Annotated in this window: 30 protein-coding genes; 8 read left to right on the top strand and 22 right to left on the bottom strand. The window is 45.1% G+C overall.

Annotated features, from left to right (window positions below; all coding sequences use genetic code 11):
- Window positions 1-8: 8 nt before the first annotated feature.
- From ACUUHJ_RS18125 to ACUUHJ_RS18160, 8 genes are all read right to left on the bottom strand, one after another.
- Entirely contained in the window at window positions 9-938 is a 930-nt protein-coding gene (locus ACUUHJ_RS18125; RefSeq protein WP_472299571.1) for an AAA family ATPase, read from the bottom strand.
- Between the two features lie 6 nt (window positions 939-944).
- Window positions 945-2,918, bottom strand: a complete 1,974-nt coding sequence (locus ACUUHJ_RS18130) for a DNA polymerase (protein WP_472299572.1) — start codon at window positions 2,916-2,918, stop codon at window positions 945-947.
- A gap of 3 nt (window positions 2,919-2,921) precedes the next feature.
- The gene (locus ACUUHJ_RS18135) at window positions 2,922-3,755 is read right to left on the bottom strand and encodes a DUF2815 family protein (protein ID WP_472299573.1); all 834 of its coding nucleotides are present in this window, start codon (window positions 3,753-3,755) and stop codon (window positions 2,922-2,924) included.
- The gene (locus tag ACUUHJ_RS18140; RefSeq protein WP_472299574.1) at window positions 3,748-4,956 is read right to left on the bottom strand and encodes a DUF2800 domain-containing protein; all 1,209 of its coding nucleotides are present in this window, start codon (window positions 4,954-4,956) and stop codon (window positions 3,748-3,750) included. The genes ACUUHJ_RS18135 and ACUUHJ_RS18140 overlap by 8 nt, the downstream gene beginning before the upstream one ends.
- Window positions 4,953-5,471, bottom strand: a complete 519-nt coding sequence (locus tag ACUUHJ_RS18145) for a hypothetical protein (RefSeq protein ID WP_472299575.1) — start codon at window positions 5,469-5,471, stop codon at window positions 4,953-4,955. The genes ACUUHJ_RS18140 and ACUUHJ_RS18145 overlap by 4 nt, the downstream gene beginning before the upstream one ends.
- A gap of 422 nt (window positions 5,472-5,893) precedes the next feature.
- Window positions 5,894-6,121 (bottom strand): AbrB/MazE/SpoVT family DNA-binding domain-containing protein, encoded by a 228-nt coding sequence (locus ACUUHJ_RS18150; protein WP_173606765.1) that lies wholly within the window; start codon window positions 6,119-6,121, stop codon window positions 5,894-5,896.
- 93 nt (window positions 6,122-6,214) lie between these two features.
- Complete coding sequence (locus ACUUHJ_RS18155; RefSeq protein WP_173606766.1) at window positions 6,215-6,445, bottom strand: hypothetical protein; 231 nt, start codon at window positions 6,443-6,445, stop codon at window positions 6,215-6,217.
- The gene (locus tag ACUUHJ_RS18160) at window positions 6,442-6,738 is read right to left on the bottom strand and encodes a hypothetical protein (RefSeq protein WP_173606767.1); all 297 of its coding nucleotides are present in this window, start codon (window positions 6,736-6,738) and stop codon (window positions 6,442-6,444) included. The genes ACUUHJ_RS18155 and ACUUHJ_RS18160 overlap by 4 nt, the downstream gene beginning before the upstream one ends.
- A gap of 107 nt (window positions 6,739-6,845) precedes the next feature.
- On the opposite strand from ACUUHJ_RS18160, the gene ACUUHJ_RS18165 reads away from it, so the two are divergent.
- Window positions 6,846-7,070, top strand: a complete 225-nt coding sequence (locus ACUUHJ_RS18165) for a hypothetical protein (protein WP_173606768.1) — start codon at window positions 6,846-6,848, stop codon at window positions 7,068-7,070.
- On the opposite strand, the gene ACUUHJ_RS18170 is transcribed toward ACUUHJ_RS18165, so the two are convergent.
- The 4 genes from ACUUHJ_RS18170 to ACUUHJ_RS18185 all read right to left on the bottom strand — a co-directional run bounded on the left by ACUUHJ_RS18170 (window position 7,067) and on the right by ACUUHJ_RS18185 (window position 8,770).
- Window positions 7,067-7,270 carry a hypothetical protein gene (locus ACUUHJ_RS18170; RefSeq protein WP_173606769.1) on the bottom strand — a complete coding sequence of 68 codons (204 nt, stop codon included), beginning with the start codon at window positions 7,268-7,270 and terminating at the stop codon, window positions 7,067-7,069. The two genes, ACUUHJ_RS18165 and ACUUHJ_RS18170, sit on opposite strands and share 4 nt — an antisense overlap.
- A 29-nt stretch (window positions 7,271-7,299) precedes the next feature.
- Window positions 7,300-7,953, bottom strand: a complete 654-nt coding sequence (locus ACUUHJ_RS18175; RefSeq protein WP_173606770.1) for a Rha family transcriptional regulator — start codon at window positions 7,951-7,953, stop codon at window positions 7,300-7,302.
- A gap of 41 nt (window positions 7,954-7,994) precedes the next feature.
- On the bottom strand, window positions 7,995-8,273 hold the full coding sequence (locus tag ACUUHJ_RS18180; protein ID WP_173606771.1) for a group-specific protein: 279 nt from the start codon (window positions 8,271-8,273) through the stop codon (window positions 7,995-7,997).
- Between the two features lie 254 nt (window positions 8,274-8,527).
- On the bottom strand, window positions 8,528-8,770 hold the full coding sequence (locus ACUUHJ_RS18185; RefSeq protein ID WP_173606772.1) for a helix-turn-helix domain-containing protein: 243 nt from the start codon (window positions 8,768-8,770) through the stop codon (window positions 8,528-8,530).
- Window positions 8,771-8,962: 192 nt separating this feature from the next.
- Between ACUUHJ_RS18185 and ACUUHJ_RS18190 the strand changes: the two genes are divergently transcribed.
- Window positions 8,963-9,316, top strand: a complete 354-nt coding sequence (locus tag ACUUHJ_RS18190) for a helix-turn-helix domain-containing protein (RefSeq protein ID WP_173606773.1) — start codon at window positions 8,963-8,965, stop codon at window positions 9,314-9,316.
- A 366-nt stretch (window positions 9,317-9,682) separates the two neighbouring features.
- Here ACUUHJ_RS18190 and ACUUHJ_RS18195 read toward each other — a convergent pair whose 3' ends face one another.
- The 3 genes from ACUUHJ_RS18195 to ACUUHJ_RS18205 all read right to left on the bottom strand — a co-directional run bounded on the left by ACUUHJ_RS18195 (window position 9,683) and on the right by ACUUHJ_RS18205 (window position 12,231).
- On the bottom strand, window positions 9,683-9,853 hold the full coding sequence (locus tag ACUUHJ_RS18195) for a hypothetical protein (protein WP_173606774.1): 171 nt from the start codon (window positions 9,851-9,853) through the stop codon (window positions 9,683-9,685).
- Window positions 9,854-9,878: 25 nt separating this feature from the next.
- Window positions 9,879-11,111 (bottom strand): helix-turn-helix domain-containing protein, encoded by a 1,233-nt coding sequence (locus tag ACUUHJ_RS18200; RefSeq protein ID WP_472299576.1) that lies wholly within the window; start codon window positions 11,109-11,111, stop codon window positions 9,879-9,881.
- Window positions 11,112-11,436: 325 nt separating this feature from the next.
- Entirely contained in the window at window positions 11,437-12,231 is a 795-nt protein-coding gene (locus ACUUHJ_RS18205) for a Fic family protein (RefSeq protein ID WP_173606776.1), read from the bottom strand.
- A gap of 106 nt (window positions 12,232-12,337) precedes the next feature.
- Here ACUUHJ_RS18205 and ACUUHJ_RS18210 point away from each other — a divergent pair, with 106 nt between their 5' ends.
- Window positions 12,338-12,472, top strand: a complete 135-nt coding sequence (locus tag ACUUHJ_RS18210; RefSeq protein ID WP_173606777.1) for a ribbon-helix-helix domain-containing protein — start codon at window positions 12,338-12,340, stop codon at window positions 12,470-12,472.
- Window positions 12,473-12,530: 58 nt separating this feature from the next.
- Window positions 12,531-13,739 carry a tyrosine-type recombinase/integrase gene (locus ACUUHJ_RS18215; protein WP_472299577.1) on the top strand — a complete coding sequence of 403 codons (1,209 nt, stop codon included), beginning with the start codon at window positions 12,531-12,533 and terminating at the stop codon, window positions 13,737-13,739.
- Between the two features lie 40 nt (window positions 13,740-13,779).
- Here ACUUHJ_RS18215 and glnA read toward each other — a convergent pair whose 3' ends face one another.
- From glnA to ACUUHJ_RS18240, 5 genes are all read right to left on the bottom strand, one after another.
- Window positions 13,780-15,114, bottom strand: coding sequence for a type I glutamate--ammonia ligase (gene glnA / locus ACUUHJ_RS18220; RefSeq protein WP_015891640.1), 1,335 nt, complete (start codon window positions 15,112-15,114; stop codon window positions 13,780-13,782).
- 35 nt (window positions 15,115-15,149) lie between these two features.
- The gene (locus ACUUHJ_RS18225; protein WP_289673389.1) at window positions 15,150-15,560 is read right to left on the bottom strand and encodes a MerR family transcriptional regulator; all 411 of its coding nucleotides are present in this window, start codon (window positions 15,558-15,560) and stop codon (window positions 15,150-15,152) included.
- A 168-nt stretch (window positions 15,561-15,728) separates the two neighbouring features.
- The gene (locus tag ACUUHJ_RS18230) at window positions 15,729-17,006 is read right to left on the bottom strand and encodes a methionine gamma-lyase family protein (protein WP_015891642.1); all 1,278 of its coding nucleotides are present in this window, start codon (window positions 17,004-17,006) and stop codon (window positions 15,729-15,731) included.
- Between the two features lie 7 nt (window positions 17,007-17,013).
- Complete coding sequence (gene hflX, locus ACUUHJ_RS18235) at window positions 17,014-18,306, bottom strand: GTPase HflX (protein ID WP_289673390.1); 1,293 nt, start codon at window positions 18,304-18,306, stop codon at window positions 17,014-17,016.
- An 85-nt stretch (window positions 18,307-18,391) separates the two neighbouring features.
- Window positions 18,392-19,309 (bottom strand): RNA ligase family protein, encoded by a 918-nt coding sequence (locus ACUUHJ_RS18240; protein ID WP_289673391.1) that lies wholly within the window; start codon window positions 19,307-19,309, stop codon window positions 18,392-18,394.
- A gap of 850 nt (window positions 19,310-20,159) precedes the next feature.
- Between ACUUHJ_RS18240 and ACUUHJ_RS18245 the strand changes: the two genes are divergently transcribed.
- A complete protein-coding gene (locus ACUUHJ_RS18245; protein ID WP_041749481.1) occupies window positions 20,160-21,110 on the top strand; it encodes an AAA family ATPase in 951 nt (316 codons plus the stop codon).
- Window positions 21,111-21,140: 30 nt separating this feature from the next.
- Here ACUUHJ_RS18245 and ACUUHJ_RS18250 read toward each other — a convergent pair whose 3' ends face one another.
- Window positions 21,141-21,893 carry a DUF4184 family protein gene (locus tag ACUUHJ_RS18250; protein ID WP_472299578.1) on the bottom strand — a complete coding sequence of 251 codons (753 nt, stop codon included), beginning with the start codon at window positions 21,891-21,893 and terminating at the stop codon, window positions 21,141-21,143.
- Window positions 21,894-21,913: 20 nt separating this feature from the next.
- A complete protein-coding gene (gene infC / locus ACUUHJ_RS18255; protein ID WP_016743406.1) occupies window positions 21,914-22,399 on the bottom strand; it encodes a translation initiation factor IF-3 in 486 nt (161 codons plus the stop codon).
- A 201-nt stretch (window positions 22,400-22,600) separates the two neighbouring features.
- On the opposite strand from infC, the gene ACUUHJ_RS18260 reads away from it, so the two are divergent.
- From ACUUHJ_RS18260 to ACUUHJ_RS18270, 3 genes are all read left to right on the top strand, one after another.
- Window positions 22,601-23,068, top strand: coding sequence for a MarR family winged helix-turn-helix transcriptional regulator (locus ACUUHJ_RS18260; RefSeq protein ID WP_472299579.1), 468 nt, complete (start codon window positions 22,601-22,603; stop codon window positions 23,066-23,068).
- A 48-nt stretch (window positions 23,069-23,116) separates the two neighbouring features.
- Entirely contained in the window at window positions 23,117-24,349 is a 1,233-nt protein-coding gene (locus ACUUHJ_RS18265; RefSeq protein ID WP_472299580.1) for a multidrug effflux MFS transporter, read from the top strand.
- Between the two features lie 111 nt (window positions 24,350-24,460).
- Entirely contained in the window at window positions 24,461-24,892 is a 432-nt protein-coding gene (locus ACUUHJ_RS18270) for a VOC family protein (protein ID WP_064202666.1), read from the top strand.
- Window positions 24,893-24,927 lie beyond the last annotated feature (35 nt).

Below are 24,927 nucleotides of genomic sequence, written 5' to 3' on the forward strand. Positions count from 1 at the left end.
TCAGTCCTTTATAACAACGGTCCGTATAGAATTTCATGTCGCTCGATTTCCCTCAGTCGCTTTTGTACTTCCTCTAACGACCGAAGCAGTACTTCTTTCTCCGATAGCCTCGATTCAGGCATGGATAGGTCGTAATCAGTCAGTAAAATCAAGTCCTCACGACACGGTGTCCTAATCTGGGAAACGCGCACAGACTGCATCCGGATTGACTGCTCGATGATGTTTCGAACTGTTCTCGCGTTACCGAATCCGGGCTTCTGTTTTTCACTCAAGAGCCGTATGGCCAGCATGTCCGCGTATGGTTTTGACATCTGGTATTCTCTTTCGGCACAAAGGAAAGCCGCAATCTGAACAAGGTCCGAGACCTCATAGTCTGGAAAGTGAATCGTTGTCGGAAATCGGGAACGTAGCCCTGGATTTTCATTTAGGAATTCATCCATGTTTTCCGGATAGCCAGCTGCAATAACAATAATCTCGTCGCGCATATCCTCCATAAGTTGAACGATAGCAGCTATCACTTTATCACCTGACATGTGCGATGACTCACCCGCCACGAATGCATAGGCTTCGTCAATGAACAAGATACCGCCTTGTGCTTCCATGAACTTTGCTTTTATTGTTCTTTCTGCTTGCCCAACGTGAGGATGTGTTATATCTGCATGGTGGATTTCCACAAAAGGCGGTTCATCATGGCTTGATTTCAGCATCCCAAGTGCAGCAAAAGCTTCACCTATTAGCCGAGCAGCTGTCGTTTTTCCTGTCCCGGGGTTACCCGCGAAAACCATATGATTGGATTGGGGAACTACCTTTAAGCCTTGCCGCTGTCGCAGTTTCGAAATTTTGGCAAACTGTATCATTTGTTCAACCTGATTCTTTACAGCGAACATACCCGGCAGGGCACCTAGTTTGTTCAAAGCTTCCCTTGCTCTAACCCCCATCTAAAATCAATCCTTCATGTAGAATTCCGTCATAAACCCTTCTGCTCGAAGAGGTAAGCCTGGCGCCCAGCTTATTGGCTGACCCATGATTGTCGTAATGGTATCGATATCTGCAGCTTTCACAGGAACATCCAGAACGGCCTCATCATGAATGTGCATGACGGTTTGGTAGCCGAAAGCATCCAATCGAATAAGACTTTCTGCTAAACAATCCCTTGCAATCGCCTGCGTGACATTCTCCACAAGCTTGCCCCCATAAGTATTTGTTACTTCCCATTTACGAGTTTTTTGGTTTACAGAATGATAGTGTACTGCCTCTTTTCCAAAGTCATTTTTACTGAGGAACGGTTTTGCATAGAAGAGCTTCCGCCCACTAGGTAGCAATATTGTCAGAAAGTCCAGCTGGTTCTTGAAGTCGCACTCCCTTGAAATTATCAATCCCCTAATCCCAACCGGCTGCCCGGTTCGCATGACTTGCAAGGCGGCATTTTCTAACCCATACCACAGGTCAACGATTCGCTTATTTGCCGATCTCCAGCGTCGAACGATATCCGGTAACTCTGCTTCTGTAAGTCCCTGATCCAGTGCTCCCATCGAAATCAATGCACCCGCCCCTCCTTGATACCCAAGGGCCAATTCTGCAACCTTACCAGTCTGTCGCAGCGCATATTCTGGATTTCCCTTTCTGATCAGCTCTATCCGCACCCCGAACATTTGAGATGCAGAAGCTTCATAAATCTTGCCGTGCGTAGAAAATACATCAAGTCTCCATTGCTCACCTGACAACCAAGCGATAACGCGTGCTTCGATAGCATTGAAGTCGGATACTAGTAGGACATTCCCTGTGGAAGGTACGAACGCGGTGCGGATCAGTTGGGAAAGTGTGTCCGGTACGTTACCATAGATCAGCTTGAGGGCATCAACCATTCTTCTCTTCACACATTCCCTTGCGTGAGTTAGCGTCTGCAAAAAATTCTTCGGAAGGTTCTGCACTTGAACGAGTCTCCCTGCCCACCGACCGGTCCGATTCGCACCATAAAACTGCAAAAGCCCTCTCACCCTGCCATCTGAGCACACTGCTTCGTACATAGCCTTATATTTTTTGATACTGGTTTTAGAAAGCTCCTGTCGAATCTCCAGCACTCGTTTCGCGTTGCCCTCAGTCATCTTGTCGATAAGCTTGGTAACGGTCCCCTTTTGCAAGTTGTCCACTTCCTCGCCAATCTCATCAGACAACCACTTTTGTAGCTGCTGCACGCTCTTCGGATTATCCAAACCCGATAATTCAATTGCTTCCGAAATGAGCTCAGAAGAGACGCTTTCGTTAATTGTTAATGCCCCTTCTACAACACCCATGTCAACCGCCACACCACGGGCATTGATACGCTGGTCGAGTTCCCACAACTTTTGTTCCTGAACAGGGACCGGAAAAGCCGATAGCCGTCGATCTACTTCCATTTCGGTCACAACGTCCTGAATGCAGTAATCTTTGAATAATCGCCATTTGTCAGGCTCATGATGCGGAAGCGTCCGCGTACGTTGACCGTTTGCTTTTGACGGCTTTGTTGGCGTACAAAACAGCTTGATCAGTGCATTACCGATACCCATTTTACGTTTATCCTCTGGAAGTCCAAGTGCTACTGCCGTTGCCGCAAGTCCCGCAGTGTACCCACAATACAGTCCGTGAAGTTGCGTGCAGCGCCATTGTTCCAGCGGCGAGTTAAAAACTCTGTTCAGGCAATACCACTCGAACGGCGCATTGTAGGCGTGCTTAATTACGTTTGGATCAGCAAGAGCGAAGACAACCTCTACAGGTATCTGTTCGCCTTGAGCCAGGTCTATGATTCGCACTGGACCTCCGTCCCAAGAGTAGGCAAACAGGAGGATTTGAAAATCGGGGGACTGCACATATTTGTACAGCCCCGCCTTTTTGATGTTGACGCTGGAAAACGTCTCAATGTCGATTGATAAATGCCGCATGGCTTACAGCCCCATGATCCCGCCGCTAAACGGTTTCCCGGTGATCGGGTCAAACTGAGTTGGTGGAGCTGCTGGAGGTTGCTGTCCGTAACCCTGTTGCATTGGTGGATAGCCCGGCGGTTGTTGTGCAGGCGCAGCAGGCGGCACGTAGCCTTGTTGTGGGTATCCTTGCGGCTGGCCGTATACAGGAGCAGGAGGCTGACCATAGACCGGAGGTTGCTGTGGAGCTCCGTACCCTTGTGGCGGATAGGTTGGCGGTTGATACGCTGGCACAGATGGCGCGTGATCAGCAAAGCTGCCGAAATCCGATGCTGCGGAAGCTCCTCCTCCACCAAGCGGCTGTCCGTCTTCAAGCTTCTGGACGTTGCCAAGTCCGCAACCAATTCCTTTCTTGCCCTGGCTGAGATAACCAAAGAAGCGAATGGATACGCGAGCATAAATTCCGGAATAGACTTCTGATTGGTTAATGATCGGATTTAAATTGATATCGACGACATCTGGCTTTCGATCTGCTTGAGTAGATGCGGTCATAACCCAATGGCCTCGGCATTCTTCACCAAATGGAGTACCATCGGCTTTTACTCCATCGCCGTCATGAATCGGTGTTGCAACCATTGGAGGACGTACTCCGTTCCATCTAGTCCCTGTGGCTTCTTGAATCGCCGCAGCAATAGCAGCATCGATGCGTTGTCTCGTCGCCACATCAGATTTAGGAATCAACAGGGTAACACTGAACTTCGGATCCCCACCATTCAAGCCAGCTCGTGGCGTAAACAGGTGAACATAGCTCAGTCTCACTTTTCCAGTTACAACGCGTTTTGGGTCTTGGTTACTCATTTTTTGGTTCCTCCTCGGGTTTAAAGTCGTCGCTTGCGCTTATACGTTTAATCGCTTCACGGTTATCACTTAACGGTACGAGTGTCGGTTTACCTGGAATAGTCTTGACATGGCCTGCTTCCAGTAAGAGCTCTTTGTACTGCTTGGTTTTGAGAACCTTCTCTAGCTGCGCCACAGTTAACGGCTTACGTTCAAACAACATAGCCCCGTCAATCCCGCTGGCTTCGAGGTGAGCGAATGCCGCATCGATGTCGGTGTATTCCCTTCCTCCACGGCCATTAACTGCTTTCCAACCAGGAACGTCATTCCCTTTTAAACATTCAGTCAATGCGTATTCGTCCAACTGTTTCACCCAAGATGCCAGATTCCGCGCTCTCTCAAGGATGACCCCTACTTCCTCAATAGAAATCAGTGGCGGCTTCATCATCTTGAATTCCTCAAGCGCCATGTGATCGTCTACCCTTGCCCGACAAACCGCCTTGGCACGGCAGAACTTGCAATGATCACCAGTTGCAAACGATCCTTCTCCGTTGAATGCCATTTGCGCCACAGGCTTGATACTCTCACCCCAAGCCAGTAAGTCTGTGATCGACATTTGGTATTCAGAAATGTTGTTCGAGCGAGGCTGCACGATCGCCAGATTGACATTCTCGATTGGATACAGAATGCTATATTCGATGAATGCGCCCAGCGCGTATAGCTTCATTTGCGGGTTATCAACTGCGGACACCTCAACACCCTTGCCGTACTTGAAATCTACGATGTGTAGCGTGTTGCCGCCGATTATATTGCAGTCGCCAGTTCCAAAGCCTTCGGGTGCATACATGCTGTAGTCGATTCGCTTTTCAATCGCAACGTACGGCGGACTGCTGAACCTATGGACGATCCCCTGAACGTACTCAAGGTAAGTATCCGTATGCCGAAGCATTTCATCTTCGAATAGCAACTCACCGTTGAACTTTTTCTCTTTGAGCTTTTTTAAACGTGAATTGAACGTCCTTGGCCCCATAGGTTCTAAGAAATACTTCCGTAGCTTTAGCTCTGCGATCTCATGCGCCAGCGTTCCCTCTGCCGCAGACCTTGATGTCGTATCAGGAAGTGTCTCCTCGATCCTCGCGCTCGGGGTGCAGTGGAGCCACCTATGCGAACTGCTGGCGGAGAGGAGCGCGTGTGAACGCTCCTCATGCCTTACAGTGCTCATATTTTCGCCCCCATGGCTCGGAGGTGAGTCGCAAACGCACCGAATTGCTCCTTAGGGAGAGCTGTCAGGGCTTGTACACCGAAAGCAGAAAGCAGTTGGACAAGTTCTTCGCGCCGCCCCGCATCTACTAGCTGAGTAGCTGCTACTGCTAATTGATCGATAGTGTAGGTCGGCGCTTCGGTAGGCACTGCTCCAGGAATGACGCCAGGAACTGCCCCGGGTACTACTGGTGGAGCTGCAGGTGGTGGTACAAAAGACGGCGTCATAGTCACGGATTGCTCCGGTTGGTACGTCGGAGGTACTGGAGGTACAATTTGCGGTGGTTGCTGGTAATAATCTTGAACAGTTTGTGCTGGCACAGGCGTAACCTGCGAAACGGCTGCAGGTTGAGGTACGAATACAGGTGCTGCTTGTGGTGTTGCTGCACCAGTCAATTGATTTCCTGTGATCGAATGAGCCAGGGCTTGTATGGCACTAACCAGCTCGGGGGCTTGGATGGTGATGTTTACGTTCATGTTTACCTCCTTGTTTTTGGGCCTCCATCGATATACAATGGTGGCAATCGATTGTGTCTTCCCTCGGACTCAGCGTTGCCGCGCTGGGTCTTATGTTTTTGCCGATGCGATCCTTTGAAGAATTATCCCTTTTACTTGGTATAAGTAACTTCTTGGTACTTCATCGTGCAGATACCTCATGCAGGTAGCACCGAAATGATCCAACAAGTCTTCGTTACCCATTAGCTCAAGATCTTCCAGTGGCTTTGTCAAATAGCTCCCTCCTTTCCCTTTAGTCACGAGGCCGCCGACAGCCCAACCTCTCTGCCTGCCGTACAGCTCCTCTGACTGATCCCGATGACCCCACTATGTTACTTGGAGGTTCGAACCTCCGTGCAACTGACAATGTCATACCAGCTGCACGCAGGGCCGAAGCCCGCGTTTCACAGGCAAGCCTTGCAAACCAATTTTCCGCTCTTGTGAGGTTGAACGTTCTCAACACTCCCACACAAAGCGCAACCAGGCACATACTTCTTAATAATGATTTGGTCATTGTTCACGAAGAACTCCATTGGAGTCCCTTCCGGAAGACCAAGGGTGTTACGCAACTCCATTGGCAAAACAACTCGTCCCAAAGGATCGATTTTTCTTACAACGCCTATTGATTTCATATCCCTATTCCTCCTGTAATTTCAGTTAGATACAAGATCATTGCGTGTATCCCAGCTCATCCGATTCAATGACAAAGGCTGCAGCAGCTCGTGTCATAGTGCTTGTCCACCCTCAAGTAACTGTGGTAGGATAGGACTATTCAAATTTGTTTGAGTGTTGAATTGGTCACTGTTGCGAGCAGTGGCCATTTCCTTTTCCAGCTCGTTTACTTCATTAACAATCCACCAGTCCCAAGTTCCGTCAGCTGGCTGATCGCGCAGAGAACGGTAGATTCTCCAAAGTTCTGCTATTCGGTTAATCGCAGAATCAAAGTCGTACCTCATACCCCCTCACCATCCAAATACCGCGTATACTTTCTAACATCTGAAACACCTACACAATTCACGCTAAGACCAAACCCATCGACCTTACCTATTGGTGATTGATGACAAAACTGATGCACCGTATGCAAGCCCATTGAATCAGCGATCAACACGGTACGAGTGTAAACTTCTTCCGACACCGCTCTGACCGTATCGCTCAGGATCGTGGCACGTATGCCCATTGCAGTCAGCTTATTGAGTATTTTGGTGACTTCCATTTCCAGTTCTTTAAAAACAGGTGTAAATTTGCCCATTGCTCTTGTCCCTCCGATCAGGATATTAATTTGTAGGATTTCAACCCTTCTTGTCGAATTTGGAAGTTGTCCAGACTTACCAAATCGTTACAGAAAGGAGTACTCTTATGTTTCGTTACAACAGCCGTGTCGGCGTAATGTTGATCTACTTTGATAAGAGAGTTGGAAAATACGCTTTACAAATTGGTCAAACTATTTATGACCATCACGATAGTGCTCAATCTGCTGCGGATAACGTTTATATGCATGTAACTGGCTGTTCTGCATGGGACAGACTCGACGGTCAAGTCCTTGATGCCCCTACGGATCTATCTGAGTGGATTAGAGTTTAATCCCGATCTTCCAGTGACGGCCAGAGCCGATTCCTTGCATCTCGGAAAATCATCGTGGCTTCACGAAACGTTAAATCGTGGCGTTTCATCAAATCCATGAACTCGTTTGTTGCTTGTCCAATGGGCGTGGTGCTACTTGCGCCCACTTTTCCTTTTTCAATTTCCTCCTGAACAATCTTGCGAATACGTTTTTCATCCATTCCCACTCTCCTCCTCCCAGGCTTGTCCATTACGCAATTCGTTTCAACTTCATCCGGTCAAGATACTGTGCAAGCATCTGTTTACGTTGATCGTATTCAGGGATTGCGATGATCAGGCCGATATCCACACGCTGTAATGTCTCGATGGCTTGAATTTGCGCCAAGGATAGATAAGGCTTAATGACCTCACCTTTAGCGAGTCCATTTTGCTCCCTGAATGATTTTGCATCCATCCCCAATACAATCCGGTAGATCATGTTTATCTCGTTGGAGAAGTGGTAATGTTTCGGCTCTTCATGTGCTGACATGATCGCATCCGTAAACGCCGGAAATTCAATCTTGGTTGCTTGCAGTGATTGAATGAATGCCGCCATTTCGTTAAAACGTCGAATGTAAGCTTCTTTAAAACGAGCTGCTTTTGCTCCGCGATACCCCATAGCCAGAAAGGTGAATCCGTCTTTCGTCATGAGATATTCGGGTTGTTTCTTGTTCTGCTCGTTCTTGTAGGAGGACTGCTCAAAATTGAGCCGTCTAAATCCTTCACTGCAATCCAGATTTTCGATATCGCGAAGGACATTCTTATGCTCTTTTTCGAACTCCACAGCCACTTGCCGACTGCTGCAAAATGCCTGACCATTACGTTCGTAAAGACCGTATTCAGGATTGAGAATCAGCTTGCTCACACGGTTTACCTCCCCTGTTTGAAACTTGTCCACCAAAAAAATCAATGCTTTGGTTGTTCGGATAACCACTGAGTTAAAAACTCTCTAGTCTCCCTAGCTGGGAAGTACCATTTAGTGCCGATTTTATGTTTGGGGAATCTAGGATCGTAAAAGAACTGATTAAGAATAGTGGGCCAGCACATCATGGTTCTACGTAATAGCTCTTTCTTATCCCAAAACACCAACTCTGCATCAACTTCCTTGATCAATTCCGAAATCTTTTCTCGGCACATATTTCTTATCTCTTGTTCATTTACATCTACTGCTACTAGCTTTTTCATAATATTCACTCCCTTCTTTAAGCGTTAATTGGCGATCCCATTTGACCCTGTAGTAATCGAAAAGCCCTGCTTTCTTGAGGTATGCGATTCTGTACTCTAGCGACCTTTCTAGGCGACCAAGGGCCAGTGATAAGGATTTCAAAGAGTCAGTTTCATAGAATTTACAAAGGTAGGCTGTCTCATCATCCGTAAATCGTTTTCCCTGATTAGGATGAAAGTCTGGATGGTACATCAGACGTCCACGCTTGTCGTATTCAATGCCCTGCTCTGGAACCGATTTGTTCAGCTTCTTGGTCATTCGCTTCACCATTCATTAAGTATTCTGCTGTAGTTTCCAAAGCGGTCGCGATTCTTGTCAGAAGTGGATAACAAATCTTTTTCCCGCGTGCCCCAGTTTCAATTTGGGACATATAACCCTTTGAGATATTGACCAATTTGGCGAGAGCTTCTAGCCTTAACCCCCTTTTCTCTCGCAACTCTCGAATTCTGTTATGCATAACATCACATCCAGTTATCAATTTGCTATCTTGATTTAAATTTTGTTAGCATTTCGCTTTCGTTCTTTTAATATAAGTTAGCAAATCGCTTACAGTCAACTATAATTTTATTAAAATGCCAATTTTTTTGTTTGCAGTCCGCTAACACATTGATTAAAATAGGGATATGATGATATAAGGGTGAGTAATCTAATGGATAATCTCTTCGGGGAAAGATTGCGTTCGTTACGAATGGAAAAGGATATGTCTCAAGAGGAACTTGGCGAAACGTTTGGGGTAGGGAAAGTAACTATTTCTGGATATGAGCGTGGAACCAGAACACCCACATTTGATATGCTTATCGGATTTGCTGAATTTTTTCACGTAAGTACAGACTATATGTTAGGCAGGACAGATAATAGGACTCCAATCAAAGGTTTAGAAGCCATGATTGCTAGCAGCAAAACCCTTAATGAGGTTTTAGCCAAGATGGCCCCAAGCGAACAAGATAAGTTTCTCGAATTTGCCATGTGGACGCTTCAAACAAAAGCACAAAACCGCCCTTAATCGGGCGGTTTTTTTTTATTTCGTTTTCTGGGAATATTCCAGAAATGCTTTATATAATTCATTTATCTGTTCCGGTGTACAGGTCGTTGCTATGTAATTGAGTTTTTCGAGCTTAGTCTTGTCTGACTGTGTCGCTACATTCTCCATGCACTAATCCCCCTATTTTCGAACACTTGTTCTCTTTTGATTGTGTGAGTATCTTGCACATTTTGCAACTGTTTCCAGTCCTATAACAAAAATAACGCCAGGCTCATATGCCTAACGTTATTTTATACCAGTCAAATTCTTTTTTCTGTAAAGTGCTACAACTTTTTTCTCCAAAATTTGTAAATCACTTTACATTTATGTTTAGATTCACCGAAACCCTTACCACTCTGGTGGGCCGCTAAGAGCTACAATATTCCCATTGCTAGATGGCACCAGCACCGGATCTCCTTGTGCCGGTGCCCATTCAGGTGGTCCAGCAAGAGCTGATCCACTAAACACCCCAAGTGCCAACATCAAAGCCGTAACAGGTACAACAAGTAACTTTTTCATAATAACCCCTCCTTTTCCGAGATACCTATATTCTACTAGATAAAAACATTCTCTCTAGGACGAAATTTTTTGTTAGCTCACGTTCGTCTCTTAAATAGCTGTTGTTAAGTTCTTGAAGAATATTCCCTACTTCTGGGGAGAGAAAGTTTCCAGTCTCGACTGCTTCAAGCATAATTTTGTTTCTTCTCAAAAGCATACTTTCTACATCGTAATGTGGCCATTTGTTTTTCTTTGCGCGATCTAAGAGCCTATCGCATTCGACGATCTTAGCGTGCGCTTGTTCCAGATTACCCAGTTTGATTTCCATCATTATCATGTCATTTAACGAATGCGCCCTAGCCGGATCGAGTACATCATACTTTGTGAATACATCTTCCCAATACTCGTTCGCTTTACCATAATCCCCGTTCATGTAGTACAAACGAGCAAGCCCTGCTTTAACAATCGAATGGTGATATTCAGTTGGCTTCAGGAGACTAAGACTGACCAGTTCGGCCTCAAGAGCTTCTTCGAATTCAATTTGTTGCATGCAAATCAGGGCGTGCCGATGGTATGCAAAGGCTGTATGCTTATATACTTCACCGTTCATAGTGTCCAGTGCCTTTGATGATACTTTGTAAGCTTTTCGAATATTACCAGAGTAGAAATACGCATTGGCTTGGTAACAAAGAATCTGTGACAGGCGACTATTCCCTAGTGTTACCTTGCATTTTATGCCCTCGGTAATCGTAATAAAAGCAGAGAAGTTACTGGACTCACGTGAATGATGGTAAAGCTTTTCAATCATTTCAAAGAAAGCCTCTGGGTCTGGATCAAGATATTGCGTTACCTTAATCAGCCAATCGTTTTTACGGCGATTCACTTTCCCTTTGAATTTCAATTCCCACATGATCATCTGGAATAACGTCGAGAAAATAGCGTGAAGATCGTTAGTCTTTAAAGACTCCTTGATTACCTGTTTCATGACTGAATTAATAACAGGATGGTATTGATCTGATACAACAGCATCGGCCAATGCCATAAGTTCTTTCCTGTCCTCTTGTATACTGATGTAATGCCTGATTAACTCTTCCGAACCAAACAATTGAAAAGCGTGTTCTACAAATTTTGCTTTCGGGACATTTTGGCCTCGCTCTGTGTTTGCAATCGTTTGTCTTGAGACGTCCAACTCTTCGGCTAGTTTGTCCTGGTTCCATCCTCGATCATTTCTCAGATTCTTCAATAACAGCCCGATTTGTTTACGTTTATGATATAGCATTTATTACTTCTCTCCTTTGAGAAGCAAAAGCCTTACACCAATTTTATGATGGCAGGATTTAAGTAATAAACCGAATTTGTACCACTTGTTGTATCCTGTTCAAAGCTGTAAAATATTGTTTATGTCGACGGAAAGCGGTTTCGGCCCGCCACCAAGGTCTGGTCTTGGTGGTAAAGAGTACGAAAGGTTCGTGGCCAATCGTACCCCGTTGGCTTTTTGCTTTTACCAGTTTTTAGATCGATCGTTAATAAAAGTAAATTTCACCTAACAAGTATAACATTTTCCTTAACAAAATTTTATTGTATCAGAAAATTTTTTTAAGAAATCACACCCACAAAGCAGCATATTCCTCGACTCTTTTCTCTTCGATCCGCTTCATCGTGCCATAGAAGCATTTCAGGAAACGATCAAGCTCCCACTCTTTTTTATCCCTCTTGTACTCGATCTTGGTGTATTCCCAGGCATTGGCAGCAATTGGCAACACGTTCTCGTTACGAGTCCACCCTGTAGCGCGTTTAAACATCACCACCTTGCCCCAGAACTGTTTGATTACTCTTCCGCATGAAAATCCTTGCTGGATCAACTTAGCGAATTCTTTCGGGATGTAAGAAGGAATTACAGAGCTGTCTTTTGCGAGATGCGTTCCGTTTACGTTATTTTTCTTAGTTTCTTTTGGTCTTTTTGGAGTATTAAAAATCCCTGTATTAGATTCCTGATTGGAAGCCTCAACCTTTGATATTTCAGGCGTTTTAGGCTTGTCCAACCCCGTCACTTCAACCCCGTCATTCAAGGGTAAAAAATAGTAAATGTTCGCCCCTTGGAGCCCTGTTTTTCTGGAAGTAAAGATACGTTTTATAATCCCTTCCTGCTCCAACTTCCTAATCGCCCTTTCCACACTTGCCCGGCTTACTTTTGTTAAAGCAATGATTGTTTCGATTTTTAGGTATGCGACTCCTAAAACTTTCATCGATCGTAACCTTAATACATCTAGAACACACAAAGTTGATGGAGTAAGCTTGTTTCTTAATTTCCTTACCCGTTCGTTGATAGACTGTCTTAGGTCCCTTTTTGAAGCAAAATAACTAAAAGGTTGCATTTCTAAAAGCATGCTCTTATCCATATGGATATCTCCTTTATATCTATTAGATATCCAAAGTATATACATAGATTCACAGTATTGCAATACTATATTAGATTGTTTATACTTTGGATAGGAGGTGAATATCATGTCATCAGAAACTACTAAAGCACTTATAACCATGCCTGTAGAATTAAAAAAGAAACTGGAAGAAGAAGCGAAAAATGAAAACAGAAGCTTGAGCAATTACATTGTTACTTTGCTTCAAAAAAGGCATCAATAAAAAGTCGCACCCAATCGGATGCGCTTTTTTTACATTCTAAATGTAAGGAGAAAACGTTATGGCGAGTTTCAGAAAGCGAGGAAAAAAATGGGAGTATCGATTAAAGTACACTGATCCTTTCACTCAGGAGTACAAAGAAAAAACAAAAGGGGGTTTTGCAACTAAGAAAGAAGCACAAATCGCAGCCACTGAATTTGAAAACGGCTTGTTGGAGGGATACGAGCAAAAGGATCTACCGCTCCAAGATTTTCTTATGATTTGGTTAGATGAGTACAAAAAAGACACAGTGCGTAAAAATACCTTTACATTACACAGCCGAAACATTTCAAACCATATTGTTCCATATTTCAAAAAAATCATGTTACAAGAATTAAAACCGTTTATGTACCAAAAATTTATAAATCACCTTGCAGAAGATAAAGACTACAGTAAGCGAACTATCGAATTGATCCACACAACTCTAAACAACGCAATGGAAAAAGCCTTGACTTTGAATAAGATCGAGAAAAACCCCTGCAGCGGTGTTACCATCAAGGGTCGCGAAAAAAATAAGACCGGTTTAAAATTTATGGAGACAAGTGACATTCCCCGATTTTTACAAGCGGTACACCTTTACGGCTACATTTATTGGCTATTTTTTAAAGTGCTAATTGAAACTGGTATGCGTAAAGGGGAAGCAGGAGCTTTACAGTGGTCGGACATAGATTTTAAGAATATGACGATAAGTATTAACAAGACACTGGACTTTCAAGCAAAAGACAAAAGTGAGCTATTTGGCGATACAAAAACATACAACTCAACTAGAATTATTCGTATGAGCAAAACATTAGTTGATGATCTAAAGCAACACATGAAATACCAGAACCAAAAAAAGCTGGCTTTAAACGAACTTTATCACCACGATTTGAATCTCGTTTTAACCAGAGACGATGGTAATATCGTCCCTAAATCGTCTCTCTTTAACGCTTTCTCACGTACACTTAAACGATTGAACATTCCCTCTATCCCTATTCACTCTCTGAGACACACTCACGCAGTGCTGTTATTAGAAACTGGAACTGATATGAAATACATCCAAGAACGTTTAGGCCACGGTAGCATCCAGATCACCTCGGATGTATATGCACACATCTCAAAGAAAATTGAATTAGACAACATGGACAAGTTTGAAAGCTACATGGAAAGTGTGTACTCAGAAAAAAATAGTGGGCAAATCGTGGGCAAAAATGTAAAACCCCTTAAAAAATCAAATTTGCCCACCAAATAGAAAAACCCCTCGCACCTACAGGCACAAGGGGTTTCGCTTATTAGTAAGCAGTCATGTATTGCTCGCGCTCCCAATCGTGAACGCGTGTACGGAACATATCCCACTCAATTTCTTTCGCTTCAATAAAGTGTACCAATGCATGCTCGCCCAATGCTTCGCAAATTACCGGATCTGCTTTCAGGCACTCGATTGCTTCCTTCAAAGTAGCAGGCAAGTTCTCGATTCCGTTCGCTTCGCGGTCTTGCTCGGTCATCACGTAGATATTGCGATCAATAGCAGCTGGTGGTGTAAGCTTGTTTTTGATTCCGTCCAAACCAGCTTTCAGCATAACTGCCAATGCCAAGTAAGGGTTTGTTGCAGGGTCTGGGCTGCGTACTTCAATACGCGTGCTCAAGCCTCTGGAAGCAGGGATACGGATCAATGGAGAGCGGTTTTTCGCAGACCACGCTACGTAGCAAGGAGCCTCGTAACCAGGAACCAAACGCTTGTAAGAGTTTACGAGCGGGTTCGTGATCGCTGTAAAGCTGCGAGCATGCTGCAAAATACCTGCCAGATAATGCTTCGCTGTTTGGCTCAGTCCCATTACATCGGACTCATCATAGAAAGCATTTTCTTTCCCACGGAACAGCGATTGGTTCGCGTGCATACCGGAACCTGCTACACCGTACAGCGGTTTTGGCATAAATGTCGCATGCAGACCATGTTTTTGCGCGATGGTTTTAACAACCAGTTTGAACGTCAAGATTTGGTCAGCTGCTTGGAGTGCGTTCGCATACTTGAAGTCGATTTCGTGTTGACCTGGAGCTACCTCGTGGTGAGATGCTTCCACTTCAAAACCCATTTTTTCCAGCGTCAAAACGATATCACGGCGGCAGTTTTCACCGGAGTCGAGTGGAGCAAAGTCGAAGTATCCGCCTTGGTCATTCAGATCCAGCGTAGGCTCACCTTTTGCATCCAGCTTGAACAGGAAAAACTCAGGCTCTGGACCTACGTTGAAGGCTGTGAAGCCCATTTCTTCTGCTTCTTTCAAGGCACGCTTCAGGATGTAGCGAGGGTCTCCTTCGAATGGAGAGCCATCTGGCATGTGGATATCACAGATCAGACGTGCAATTTTGCCAAACTCATTGCCCCACGGGAATACTACCCATGTATCCAGATCTGGTACTAGGTACATGTCGGATTCCTCGATGCGAACGAAGCCTTCGATGGAAGAACCGTCAAACATCATTTTGCCATCGAGTGCTTTTGGCAATTGGGAAAGCGGGATTTCTACGTTTTTAATGATCCCCATCAGATCGGTAAACTGCAGTCGAATATACCTTACGTCCTCTTCTTTGGCCATGCGCATGATGTCTTCTCTTGTAAACTTGCTCACATTTCTCTCCTCCTGTCTCTATTTCGGCTTTCTATCTAGTGGAAGAAGCGGGAAAGCTCTCCACGTATCAATGCACCCTCGCCATGGCGAGTGGCATCGCGATACATAATCTGTTGCCTTAGGAGCTGATGCAGCTCTTTGTCGGACATGTCCTTGCGTTTCTCTTCGGACGTCGTGGTAATCTCTGTTTGTTCCATAGCAGGCTCTTGCATTTGCAGGACTTGCTTGATCCCGGCAATATTCAGTCCTTTTTCAATCAGAGTCTTGATCTCCAACAAGCGATCTACGTCGTTGAAAGAAAAGAGCCTCTGCTTCCCTTCTGTGCGGGCGGGCTGAATCAGGTCGTTTTGTTCGTAATAACGGATTTGCCTCGCAGTGAGATCCGTCAGCTTCATGACGATCCCAATGGGAAAGAGGGCCATATTCCGGCGAAGGTCATCACTCATGACTTGTCCCTCCTGTTTCGTATTTCTTAGCCTTATTTTATTTTATAACAAAATCCCTGTCAATAGATGTTAGATAATATTACACAAAAAGTTATGTACAGTTTTCTTACATAAAAAAACGACATCCTCCATCATCCAGAGAATGCCGCCATTCCTTGCGTTTTTATCCTATTCACCTGGTATTTCGAGTAAGCCTTTTTCCAACATCCCATTCAGCGCCGTCAAAATCCCCACTTTTACGTGCGAGTACGTCAAACCGCCTTGAACAAAGCCCAAGTACGGTGGACGAATCGGACCATCTGCCGAGAATTCGATACTCGCCCCTTGAATAAACGTACCGGCTGCCATAATCACAGGATCAGCGTATCCAGGCATTTCGCTTGGATACGGGGTGACGTGGGAATCGACTGGTGCTGCTTTCTGTATCCCTTGGCAAAACGTGATCAATCGTTCAGCACTGCCGAATTCCACGGATTGAATCAGGTCGGTTCGCGGCTCATGCCACAGCGGATTTGTTTTGAAGCCCAAACGCTCCAGCATTGCCGAAGAGAATACCGCTCCCTTTAAAGCTTCGCCCACAACGTGTGGAGCCAAGAAGAAGCCTTGGTACATTTCCAGTAACGAGTAGAGCGATGCACCGCCCTCTGCGCCAATTCCCGGTGCTGCCATCCGATACGAAGCAAGCTGAACCAAATCCTCGCGTCCTACGATATAACCGCCTGTTTTGACCAAGCCGCCACCCGGGTTTTTGATGAGAGAGCCTGCCATGATATCTGCACCTACGTGCAATGGCTCTTGCTCCTCCGTGAACTCTCCGTAGCAGTTGTCTACAAAAACGATCAGATCAGGCTTGATTTCTTTTACAACCCGAATCATTTCTTGGATTTTCGCAATGGTGAAAGAAGGTCGATCTGCATAGCCTCGCGAACGTTGAATCCCGATGACCTTCGTCTTTGGTGTAATCGCTTGTGCGACTGCAACAAAATCAATTTCTCCTTCTGGCGTCAAAGGCACGTAGCTATAACCGATGCCGTAATCCTTGAGTGAGCCTTGCCCTTCGCCGCGCACACCTACTACTTCTTCCAGCGTATCGTACGGTTTGCCCGTAATATAGAGGAGATCGTCGCCTGGACGAAGAATGCCAAACAAAGAAATCGCGATCGCATGCGTACCCGAGATGATATGATTGCGCACCAAAGCGGCTTCTCCACCAAACACTTCGGCGTAAATCGATTCTAACGTTGCACGTCCAGAATCATCGTAGCCATAGCCCGTGGATGTTGAAAAATGAAATTCGTTGACTTCATGCTTTTGGAAGGAACGCAATACTTTCAGTTGATTCGTATCCACCAAAGCGGAAATTTGACGGTGTCTCTCTGAGATTGTCGCTTCCACCTCAAGTACGAGGGGACGAAGCTTTTCTCCATGGGAAAAATATGAAAACATCTGTTACTTACCAACTCTCTTCAACAGTCTCTGGTTTATCCAGGAGGAATGGAGCAATCCTGCCGTATATTGGATTATCCTTGTTCACGCGGACGGTGATCAAGTAGGCCGCTTCCTCTTCATTAAATTCTTGTTCCATCTCTACCCCATCCCGATGTAAAAGGGAGAGAATGTCTCCACGTTCGACGGGAACGCGCAGTTTCATCGCATTGAAAGATTGAAGTGCAAATGACTCAATCCGGGAGAGCAGTTGCTTCAGGTCATCTTCCCGCATGGCAGAAATCAAAATCGATTCGTCTGCACGCGGCAAGTAAGAACCCTCGGAAAGCATATCTGCCTTGTTGAAAACAACTAGCTGCGGAATTTCTTCTGCTTTTAGCTCGCGCAAAATCTTGTCTACAACTTCCATGTGTACTTGGAAATCAGGGTGATGACTATCCACCACATGCAGGATGAGGTCTGCTTCCTTTACACCTTCCAGCGTCGAACGGAATGCAGCGACTAGACTCGTTGGCAAGTCTTGAATAAAACCAACCGTATCCGTCAATAGCACTTCCAGTCCGCTCGGCAGCTCCAATTGCCTGGTCGTCGGGTCCAAAGTGGCAAACAGTTTGTCTTCCTGCAACGTGTTTGCATTCGTAAGCTTGTTGAGGATCGTCGACTTCCCAGCGTTCGTATAGCCGACTAACGCAATCTGGAACACATTGTTTTTCTTCCGGCGCTCCCGATGCAATTGTCTCGTCCGAACGGTATCCTCTAATTGCTGCTTGAGTTCACTAATCCTCTTCCGAATATGGCGACGATCGCTTTCCAGCTTGGTTTCACCTGGACCACGCGTACCGATACCGCCTCCGAGACGGGAAAGCTGCTTCCCTTGCCCGGCAAGCCGCGGCAACAAGTAGTTGTACTGCGCCAGCTCTACCTGGATTTTCCCTTCACGAGACTGTGCACGTCCTGCAAAAATATCCAAAATGAGCTGTGTGCGATCAATCACTTTGCAATCAAATACTTTATCCAAATTACGAGTCTGACTCGGAGACAACTCATCGTTGAAAATGATGACGTCTACATCCAGCTCTTCAGCCCTCTGCGCGATTTCATCAATTTTTCCTGTCCCCAAATACCAGGCAGAATCAACCCGGTCCCGATTTTGCGTGATGACGTCCAGTACTTCTACACCAGCAGTATCGGCCAGCTCATGCAATTCTTCCATGGAAAGACGAGTTCTTTCTTCATCCCGGTTATCTAAATAGCAACCAACCAGTATGGCTGTTTCTTGCGTTTTGATCAGATCGTTCACCGATTCACGCCCCTTCCTCATTATCATACCACATTTTGCCCAAAACGTTACGACAGCGGGGCATGCCAACTGAAATCAACTTGTATCATGGGTTACCTGGCGCTTTCTCTGAGAAAAGCTCCTTGACGAAAAGCGGAATCACTTTGCTAATCGCTTTGCGGAGCTCCTTCTCATCGTATCCATCAGGAAGGGAATCCGCCTCTTCCTTGAAGAGATCTTCTTGAATGCGGAGATTCAGATTTTTCAGGATAACTCCCATGTCTTTTACACCAAAGGTCTCTTCCAGTACACCTTCGTCAATTAATTTGTAAAGAAACTTTTCCACACGCGCGCGCGTTACATACTGCTCTACGAACAACACTTCTCCTGGCTTCGGTTGATTCAGGTCTTTTGGTGGCTTTAGACGTTTGACTTCACTAAATACATCTGTGACGATCTTAACAAATAACTGTCGCCCAAAGCGATCCCGGTAATCGGCATTTTTCACGACAATCCCCTCACCGATGTCTTCGTCCCGGAGCTTGCCACCAAGCGCTGTTTTGCCGACAAACGATTTGAGATGCTCTTCCCCTTGGTATTCCCCCTGATAAAAGACCGGTACAAGATGCAAGCCAAGTCGCTGCGTCTCCCTTTCCACGATAGCGAAATCCACATATTCGCAGGCTACGGTATCGTACATATCAAATAAAAAGAACTGCTTTTCATACTGAGGATATTTAATTTTATGCGGATTCAACCACTCTCCGAAATAAACCATGCCCGCCAGGATTTCCTCTTTTGGGAGCTGTTGTGTCCATTGAAAAAAACCGTGCAGATTCTCTTCCTCATGCAATGCCATATTTCGAGAGAATGCCCGGATGTTCTTCGTTTCTTCATCATATCGAAAACTAGCATTTGCTCCGTCAAGCTTTTCTTGAATAATAATGAAATCCCCTTCGTTGAATACACCTTCTGTCGTTTGATGTCCGAGACGTATGACGTCCGTATATTTCTTTTGTTCCATCTTAAGCCTCCGCATGTTTGGTAAAGCCCTTTATTTTGAAAGATTGTATCATATTATGGAATTTTGAATGGGATTCCTTTTATGGAATTTTGAATGGGATCCCTTGAAGAAAACAAAACGGCCATCACTCTTCATCACGGAGTAATAGCCGTTTACCTTTCCTCTTTGGTTAAATGACTCACTTCTCCCGTTTGTGCATTCATTTGCAGAATAATATCTACATCTCAAGATGTCTACACAAAGTAGACAACGTATTTTGAGATAAACGAATTTGCAATCAAATATACTAGCGAAACATAGATAATAAATATTGTGATATCGAGTGTCTTACTTCGATTTTTTAACCCCAACCTTTTGACACCAAGATAAATGATATAAAGCGCCACAATGTAATATAGAAAACAACTAAAATAAACAGGCACAGAATCTCCAAATGCATGTTCATCACCTAGCATATAAACAAATACTTTTCCGAAAAACAAGAAAGTCCCAGAGAGCGAGTATATCATCAAGTATTCTATTATTTTCTTCATAGGATTTACCTCCTTGCTAACACACGCCTACAAACCACTCCAATAACTTGATATCCTGTTTCATCACCATTACTTTCGGAAAAAATTTGAAAGCATTTCTGAATCTGAAGCACTTCCTTCCATTAATGAAGACGATCTTCTTGATGCAATCAAGTAGTTTCCCAAGGCAGTTGGTTATCAGGTGCCTTTCTTATTTTAATGGGCACATCCAATTTCGCCCAGTGACTTTTCCAATTCGATCTCTCGCATAAAAATTGGCAGGTTTTCCGATGTTCCTGAGTATACTATCTGTATGATGGTCAAGGCAGGTGAAACATGTGAAGCAAGCAGGTGCCATTCCTCAAACTGAGGTGCTCGAATCTTCAAGTAGTAATAATCGAATTCAAGTTGTATTCAATCGTCCAGTAAGTGTTAAACAGCTAAATACTTTACCTGAAATAGTTCGTACCACGTCGAGTTCAAATTTAACTACTGTTTTTGAAGAATTAGAAAGCCTGATTGGTTTACATGAAGCCAAGAAAACGATTTATGAAATTTATGCGCTCATCAAAATGAATAAAGCAAGGGAACGACACGGGCTTAAAATTGAGAAGCAAGTTTTTCATATGGTTTTTAAAGGAAATCCCGGTACTGGGAAAACAACAATTGCACGCCTTTTCGGAAAGATTTTCAAGGAAATGGGTGTTTTAACGAAGGGCCATCTAACAGAAGTTGAACGTGCAGACCTCGTTGGTGAATTTATTGGGCACACGGCACAAAAGACCCGTGATCTTGTTAAGAAAGCCATGGGAGGAATACTGTTTATCGATGAGGCCTACTCTTTAGCTCGTGGCGGCGAAAAAGACTTTGGGAAAGAGGCTGTAGATTGCCTTACAAAATGCCTTGAGGACTTCGGCAATGATTTCGTCTGTATCATTGCTGGGTACAACGATGAAATCGATACATTTCTTGAGTTAAATCCGGGACTGCCTTCACGTTTTCCCGTCCACATCAACTTTGCTGATTATGAGGTGGATGAGTTGATGGAAATTGCGAACGTAATGGCAAAGAACAAGGAGTATAGAATCTCTGCTGAAGCAAGTGAAAAACTGAGAAGAAGATTGCTAACAGTAACGAGTGATCCGTTTCAAGTAAATTTCAGTAATGCAAGATATGTACGAAATAATATTGAAAAGGCAATACGTGTGCAAGCGGTTAGATTGCTCAAAATCCCTGACCCAACCCGTGATGATTTAATGAATTTGAAGTCTGAGGATTTTTCCATTTAAAGACAATAAAATCCCTCATATTGAGGGATTCTACTTTTTCAATCTGAGCCTGTCCAAAGCGAAGCAAAGCACCACGATTCCAAGCAGTGATCCCGAGAGAAACGGGACAACTTGCTGCAAAGGATGGATGAGGGGTGAAATTCCTTTTACCACAAATGCGTGTAAAAAGACCGTCACCATCCCAAATAACCCCACTCCGAACCAGAACAACCATTTTTCCAAGACAGGTACCTGTCTCATGACGATCTGTCTGTTTTTCCGCGCTCTTCGCCCAATCACATACAAAATGGCAAAGCCGCCGAAAAGGGTACTACTGTGCTGTAGCAGCTTGTAAACGGGCACGTGATAATGAGCGAACGAGATGGATTGTTGCAAAAACAAGAAGTGGTCAACCATACGACCACCGTCATGCGTGAAGGCGTCCCATGCGATATGACTCAGACTGCCGATTATCGCGGAGTATACAAATACAATTGCCATATTCCACGCTGGCATTCTGCTTCCCTTGTTTGTGTAGTCCAGCCCTCGCCCCATCCACTCTGGCAACCGTGCAAGCATCGGCTTTTTGACCACGTACCCGTACAAAAGCGCTAATAGAATCGTGATCGGCAAATCAACCAACCACAATCCGAGCATGGTGTGACTGTACACGCTGAATGGCTGCATCCGAAAAAAATACTCAAAATCGGGTGCCATACTGCCAAAAACAAGGGCAGAGAACGAAAACCACTTGCATTTGCGTAGCGGTAGAACAATAGCAGGATGAGCAAAAGTAAAAGGCATATGCTTACTCCTTTTCTTGATTAAAGCGGCAATAGATTGGCAACTACCTGCTTGCCGCTTACCTGAATCCCTTTATCCTGTTTTCCGCAATGAGCCAGATCTTTGATGAGCTGCTCAATTAATCGCTTGGCTTCCTGACTTTCCTTTTTTTCCAATTTTACAGTCAGCTGTACGGCATCTCCGGATGAAAGAATGCGTTCTGCCTGTCTTTTTTTCGTATCGTAATCATGGTCTTCGATGTAGGCACTTAGTCGAATTTCTTTTATTTTTACGCCTTTTTCAGCTTTCCGGTTTTTGGCGTTTTCCTGGATAACCTGTTCCTTATAGTTCGTTCGATTCACTAACTGACAAGGCGGCGGACTTGAAGCCAAAGAAAGACAGACGAGGTCCACTCCCTGGTCTTTTGCCATTTGTAGCGCTTCTTTTGTGGAGATGATTCCGAGATCTTCCCCGTTTACTCCTGTTACATGCACGACAGCCGCTTTTATTTTTTCGTTCAGGATCATCTTGATCTCACCTAACCTGTTCTTTCGATTTTCAAGGACATGATTACTTCTCCAAAGAATGCTGCGTATCCTCCCAAAGCTCGTACATGCAAATCATTTTCATGACGAAGGCCAATCGTTTTTTGTATAATAGGACAAGGCATGAACTTACGGGCGTCTTTCACACAATATTCATTAGCACACTAATTCATTGGGGGTACTTTGGTGGAGTTCAGTTATGCAACCGCATTAACCCATTCTGCATCGCATGTAATGAAAATGCATCGGCAAAATGTAGAATTTCTGATTCAAAAATACGACGTCTATCCCGGCCAGCCCATTCTCTTGATGCGCTTGATTGAAAAAGATGGAATGATACAAAGCGAATTGGCCAGAAAAATCGGGGTAAAGCCCGCTACGCTTACCGTCATGATTAATCGGATGGCCAAATCGGGACTTGTCGAGCGCAGGGAAGACGAACGGGACCAACGTATCTCCCGCGTTTATCTTACCGACAAAGGTCGGATGGCTACCAAGCATGTCAAAGAAGTATTACGCGTTATTGAGGAAAACTGCTTCATCGGATTCTCAGAGGAAGAAAAGGATGTGTTGCGTGGCTTGCTTGATCGCATGCACAGCAACCTTCAGGCTTATTACTTGCAAAATACGCAACCCCCTTCTGAGCTGTAAAGAGCTCGTTTCCCTGGAAAAATAATGAGAAAGGTTTGACAACTTATCGTGAATCATATGGCAAAAGAACTTGATCCCTCTTCTCTGACTGGCAACAAATCACGACGGCTGTGGATGGCTGCGATTCTAGGATCGCTTTCTGCCTTTGGTCCACTGTCCTTAGACATGTATTTACCTGCACTTCCTATGCTTGCCGATGATTTGCAGACGAGCACCTCCATGACCCAGCTTAGTTTGACAGCATGCATGCTCGGCCTATCCATCGGTCAATTATTTGCGGGGCCGATCAGCGACGTACGTGGTCGAAGAATCCCTTTGATTATAGGACTCATTTTGTATGCGGTCTCTTCCTTTTTGTGTGCGGTAGCTCCCTCTATTTATACGTTCGTCTTACTTCGCTTCGTACAAGGTCTTGCTGGTTCTGCTGGAATTGTTATCGCCCGCGCTACGGTTCGCGATTTGTACGCAGGGACAGAACTGACGAAGTTTTTCGCTCTCTTGATGCTCATTAACGGGATCGCTCCGATTGCGGCACCTATCGTAGGGGGACAAATCCTGGAATTTACTACCTGGCACGGCGTGTTTGTCGTACTGGGTCTGATTGGCGCTATCATGTTTCTCGTCGTGCTGCTCGCTCTTCCAGAAACATTGCCACAAGATCGCCGCTCCAAGGCAGGAATCGGCAATACACTGGCGACCTTTGGTACCTTGCTGAAGGATCGCGTTTTCATGGGTTACGCCATGGCGCAGGGGCTGGTGACTGCTGCTATGTTTGCCTACATCGCTGGTTCGCCCTTTGTGTTTCAAAAAATATTTGAAGTGTCTCCACAAACGTTTAGTCTGATTTTCGCGATTAATGGTGTCGGCATTATTATTGCGAGTCAAATCACTGGGAAGCTGGCAGGTAAAGTGAAAGAAACTTCCTTGTTCATTGCCGGGATTACCATTGCTGGAGTCGGCGGAATCCTCCTTCTGGCAATGATTCTCCTACAAGCTGGGCTTATTGCCGTGCTCGTTCCTCTATTCTTTGTCGTATCCAGTGTAGGGATTGTGGGCGCAACAGGCTTTTCCCTTGCCATGCAAAATCAAAGCAAGGCGGCAGGAAGTGCATCTGCTCTCCAGGGGCTACTTGCCTTCATTAGCGGTGGAATTGTCGCGCCACTTGTGGGAATCAGTGGCGAACATACAGCAGTACCGATGGGGATCATCATTGCGCTTTCTACCATCGGCGCCATTGTCTGTTACGTAGTTATGGTTCGCCGGAGTTCTTCAGCATCCTGATCAACCCCCTATTGCAAACATACGTTCTGTGCATTACAATTAAATTATGGGCAATAATAGTAAGTGGATTTGACAAGTTGGTCATATGAAAACCAAGGGAGATGTTGACACATGGCATTGCGTTTGATTCCTTACATCGTTTTGGACGGTACTGCAAGTGAAGCGATCAGCTTTTACGAGGGTGCGCTAGGTGCTGAAGTGCTGTTCAAGCAAACCTTCGGTGAAATGCCGGAAAATCCGGAGTTCCCATTACCTGCAGAAGCCAAGAATCGTATCGGGCATGCTACTATTCGCGTCGGTGAAACTGAAATGATGTTTTCCGATACCTTTCCAGGTCAACCGCATCAGCCTGGTGATCAAGTGACCATCTGCATCTCGACCGATGATAAAGAACAATCTCATAAGATTTTTAATGCCCTGCAAGAAGGCGGTCAAGTGATTATGCCTTTGCAAGAAACGTTCTTCAGCCCAGCATACGGCAATGTGAAGGACAAGTTCGGCATCACGTTCCAAATTTACACGAATAATCATTGCATGGAGTAATCGAGTAGGAGGGGGTGACTAGCCCCCGTCCTCTC

Source organism: Brevibacillus schisleri, assembly GCF_055685845.1.

Bases quoted from the DNA above. Each gene is read 5' to 3' on its own strand.
- ACUUHJ_RS18125 (WP_472299571.1), bottom strand. From the start codon at position 938: ATGGGGGTTAGAGCAAGGGAAGCTTTGAACAAACTAGGTGCCCTGCCG.
- ACUUHJ_RS18130 (WP_472299572.1), bottom strand. From the start codon at position 2,918: ATGCGGCATTTATCAATCGACATTGAGACGTTTTCCAGCGTCAACATC.
- ACUUHJ_RS18135 (WP_472299573.1), bottom strand. From the start codon at position 3,755: ATGAGTAACCAAGACCCAAAACGCGTTGTAACTGGAAAAGTGAGACTG.
- ACUUHJ_RS18140 (WP_472299574.1), bottom strand. From the start codon at position 4,956: ATGAGCACTGTAAGGCATGAGGAGCGTTCACACGCGCTCCTCTCCGCC.
- ACUUHJ_RS18145 (WP_472299575.1), bottom strand. From the start codon at position 5,471: ATGAACGTAAACATCACCATCCAAGCCCCCGAGCTGGTTAGTGCCATA.
- ACUUHJ_RS18150 (WP_173606765.1), bottom strand. From the start codon at position 6,121: ATGAAATCAATAGGCGTTGTAAGAAAAATCGATCCTTTGGGACGAGTT.
- ACUUHJ_RS18155 (WP_173606766.1), bottom strand. From the start codon at position 6,445: ATGAGGTACGACTTTGATTCTGCGATTAACCGAATAGCAGAACTTTGG.
- ACUUHJ_RS18160 (WP_173606767.1), bottom strand. From the start codon at position 6,738: ATGGGCAAATTTACACCTGTTTTTAAAGAACTGGAAATGGAAGTCACC.
- ACUUHJ_RS18165 (WP_173606768.1), top strand. From the start codon at position 6,846: ATGTTTCGTTACAACAGCCGTGTCGGCGTAATGTTGATCTACTTTGAT.
- ACUUHJ_RS18170 (WP_173606769.1), bottom strand. From the start codon at position 7,270: ATGGATGAAAAACGTATTCGCAAGATTGTTCAGGAGGAAATTGAAAAA.
- ACUUHJ_RS18180 (WP_173606771.1), bottom strand. From the start codon at position 8,273: ATGAAAAAGCTAGTAGCAGTAGATGTAAATGAACAAGAGATAAGAAAT.
- ACUUHJ_RS18185 (WP_173606772.1), bottom strand. From the start codon at position 8,770: ATGCATAACAGAATTCGAGAGTTGCGAGAGAAAAGGGGGTTAAGGCTA.
- ACUUHJ_RS18190 (WP_173606773.1), top strand. From the start codon at position 8,963: ATGGATAATCTCTTCGGGGAAAGATTGCGTTCGTTACGAATGGAAAAG.
- ACUUHJ_RS18195 (WP_173606774.1), bottom strand. From the start codon at position 9,853: ATGAAAAAGTTACTTGTTGTACCTGTTACGGCTTTGATGTTGGCACTT.
- ACUUHJ_RS18200 (WP_472299576.1), bottom strand. From the start codon at position 11,111: ATGCTATATCATAAACGTAAACAAATCGGGCTGTTATTGAAGAATCTG.
- ACUUHJ_RS18205 (WP_173606776.1), bottom strand. From the start codon at position 12,231: ATGGATAAGAGCATGCTTTTAGAAATGCAACCTTTTAGTTATTTTGCT.
- ACUUHJ_RS18210 (WP_173606777.1), top strand. From the start codon at position 12,338: ATGTCATCAGAAACTACTAAAGCACTTATAACCATGCCTGTAGAATTA.
- ACUUHJ_RS18215 (WP_472299577.1), top strand. From the start codon at position 12,531: ATGGCGAGTTTCAGAAAGCGAGGAAAAAAATGGGAGTATCGATTAAAG.
- ACUUHJ_RS18225 (WP_289673389.1), bottom strand. From the start codon at position 15,560: ATGAGTGATGACCTTCGCCGGAATATGGCCCTCTTTCCCATTGGGATC.
- ACUUHJ_RS18230 (WP_015891642.1), bottom strand. From the start codon at position 17,006: ATGTTTTCATATTTTTCCCATGGAGAAAAGCTTCGTCCCCTCGTACTT.
- ACUUHJ_RS18240 (WP_289673391.1), bottom strand. From the start codon at position 19,309: ATGGAACAAAAGAAATATACGGACGTCATACGTCTCGGACATCAAACG.
- ACUUHJ_RS18250 (WP_472299578.1), bottom strand. From the start codon at position 21,893: ATGCCTTTTACTTTTGCTCATCCTGCTATTGTTCTACCGCTACGCAAA.
- infC (WP_016743406.1), bottom strand. From the start codon at position 22,399: ATGATCCTGAACGAAAAAATAAAAGCGGCTGTCGTGCATGTAACAGGA.
- ACUUHJ_RS18270 (WP_064202666.1), top strand. From the start codon at position 24,461: ATGGCATTGCGTTTGATTCCTTACATCGTTTTGGACGGTACTGCAAGT.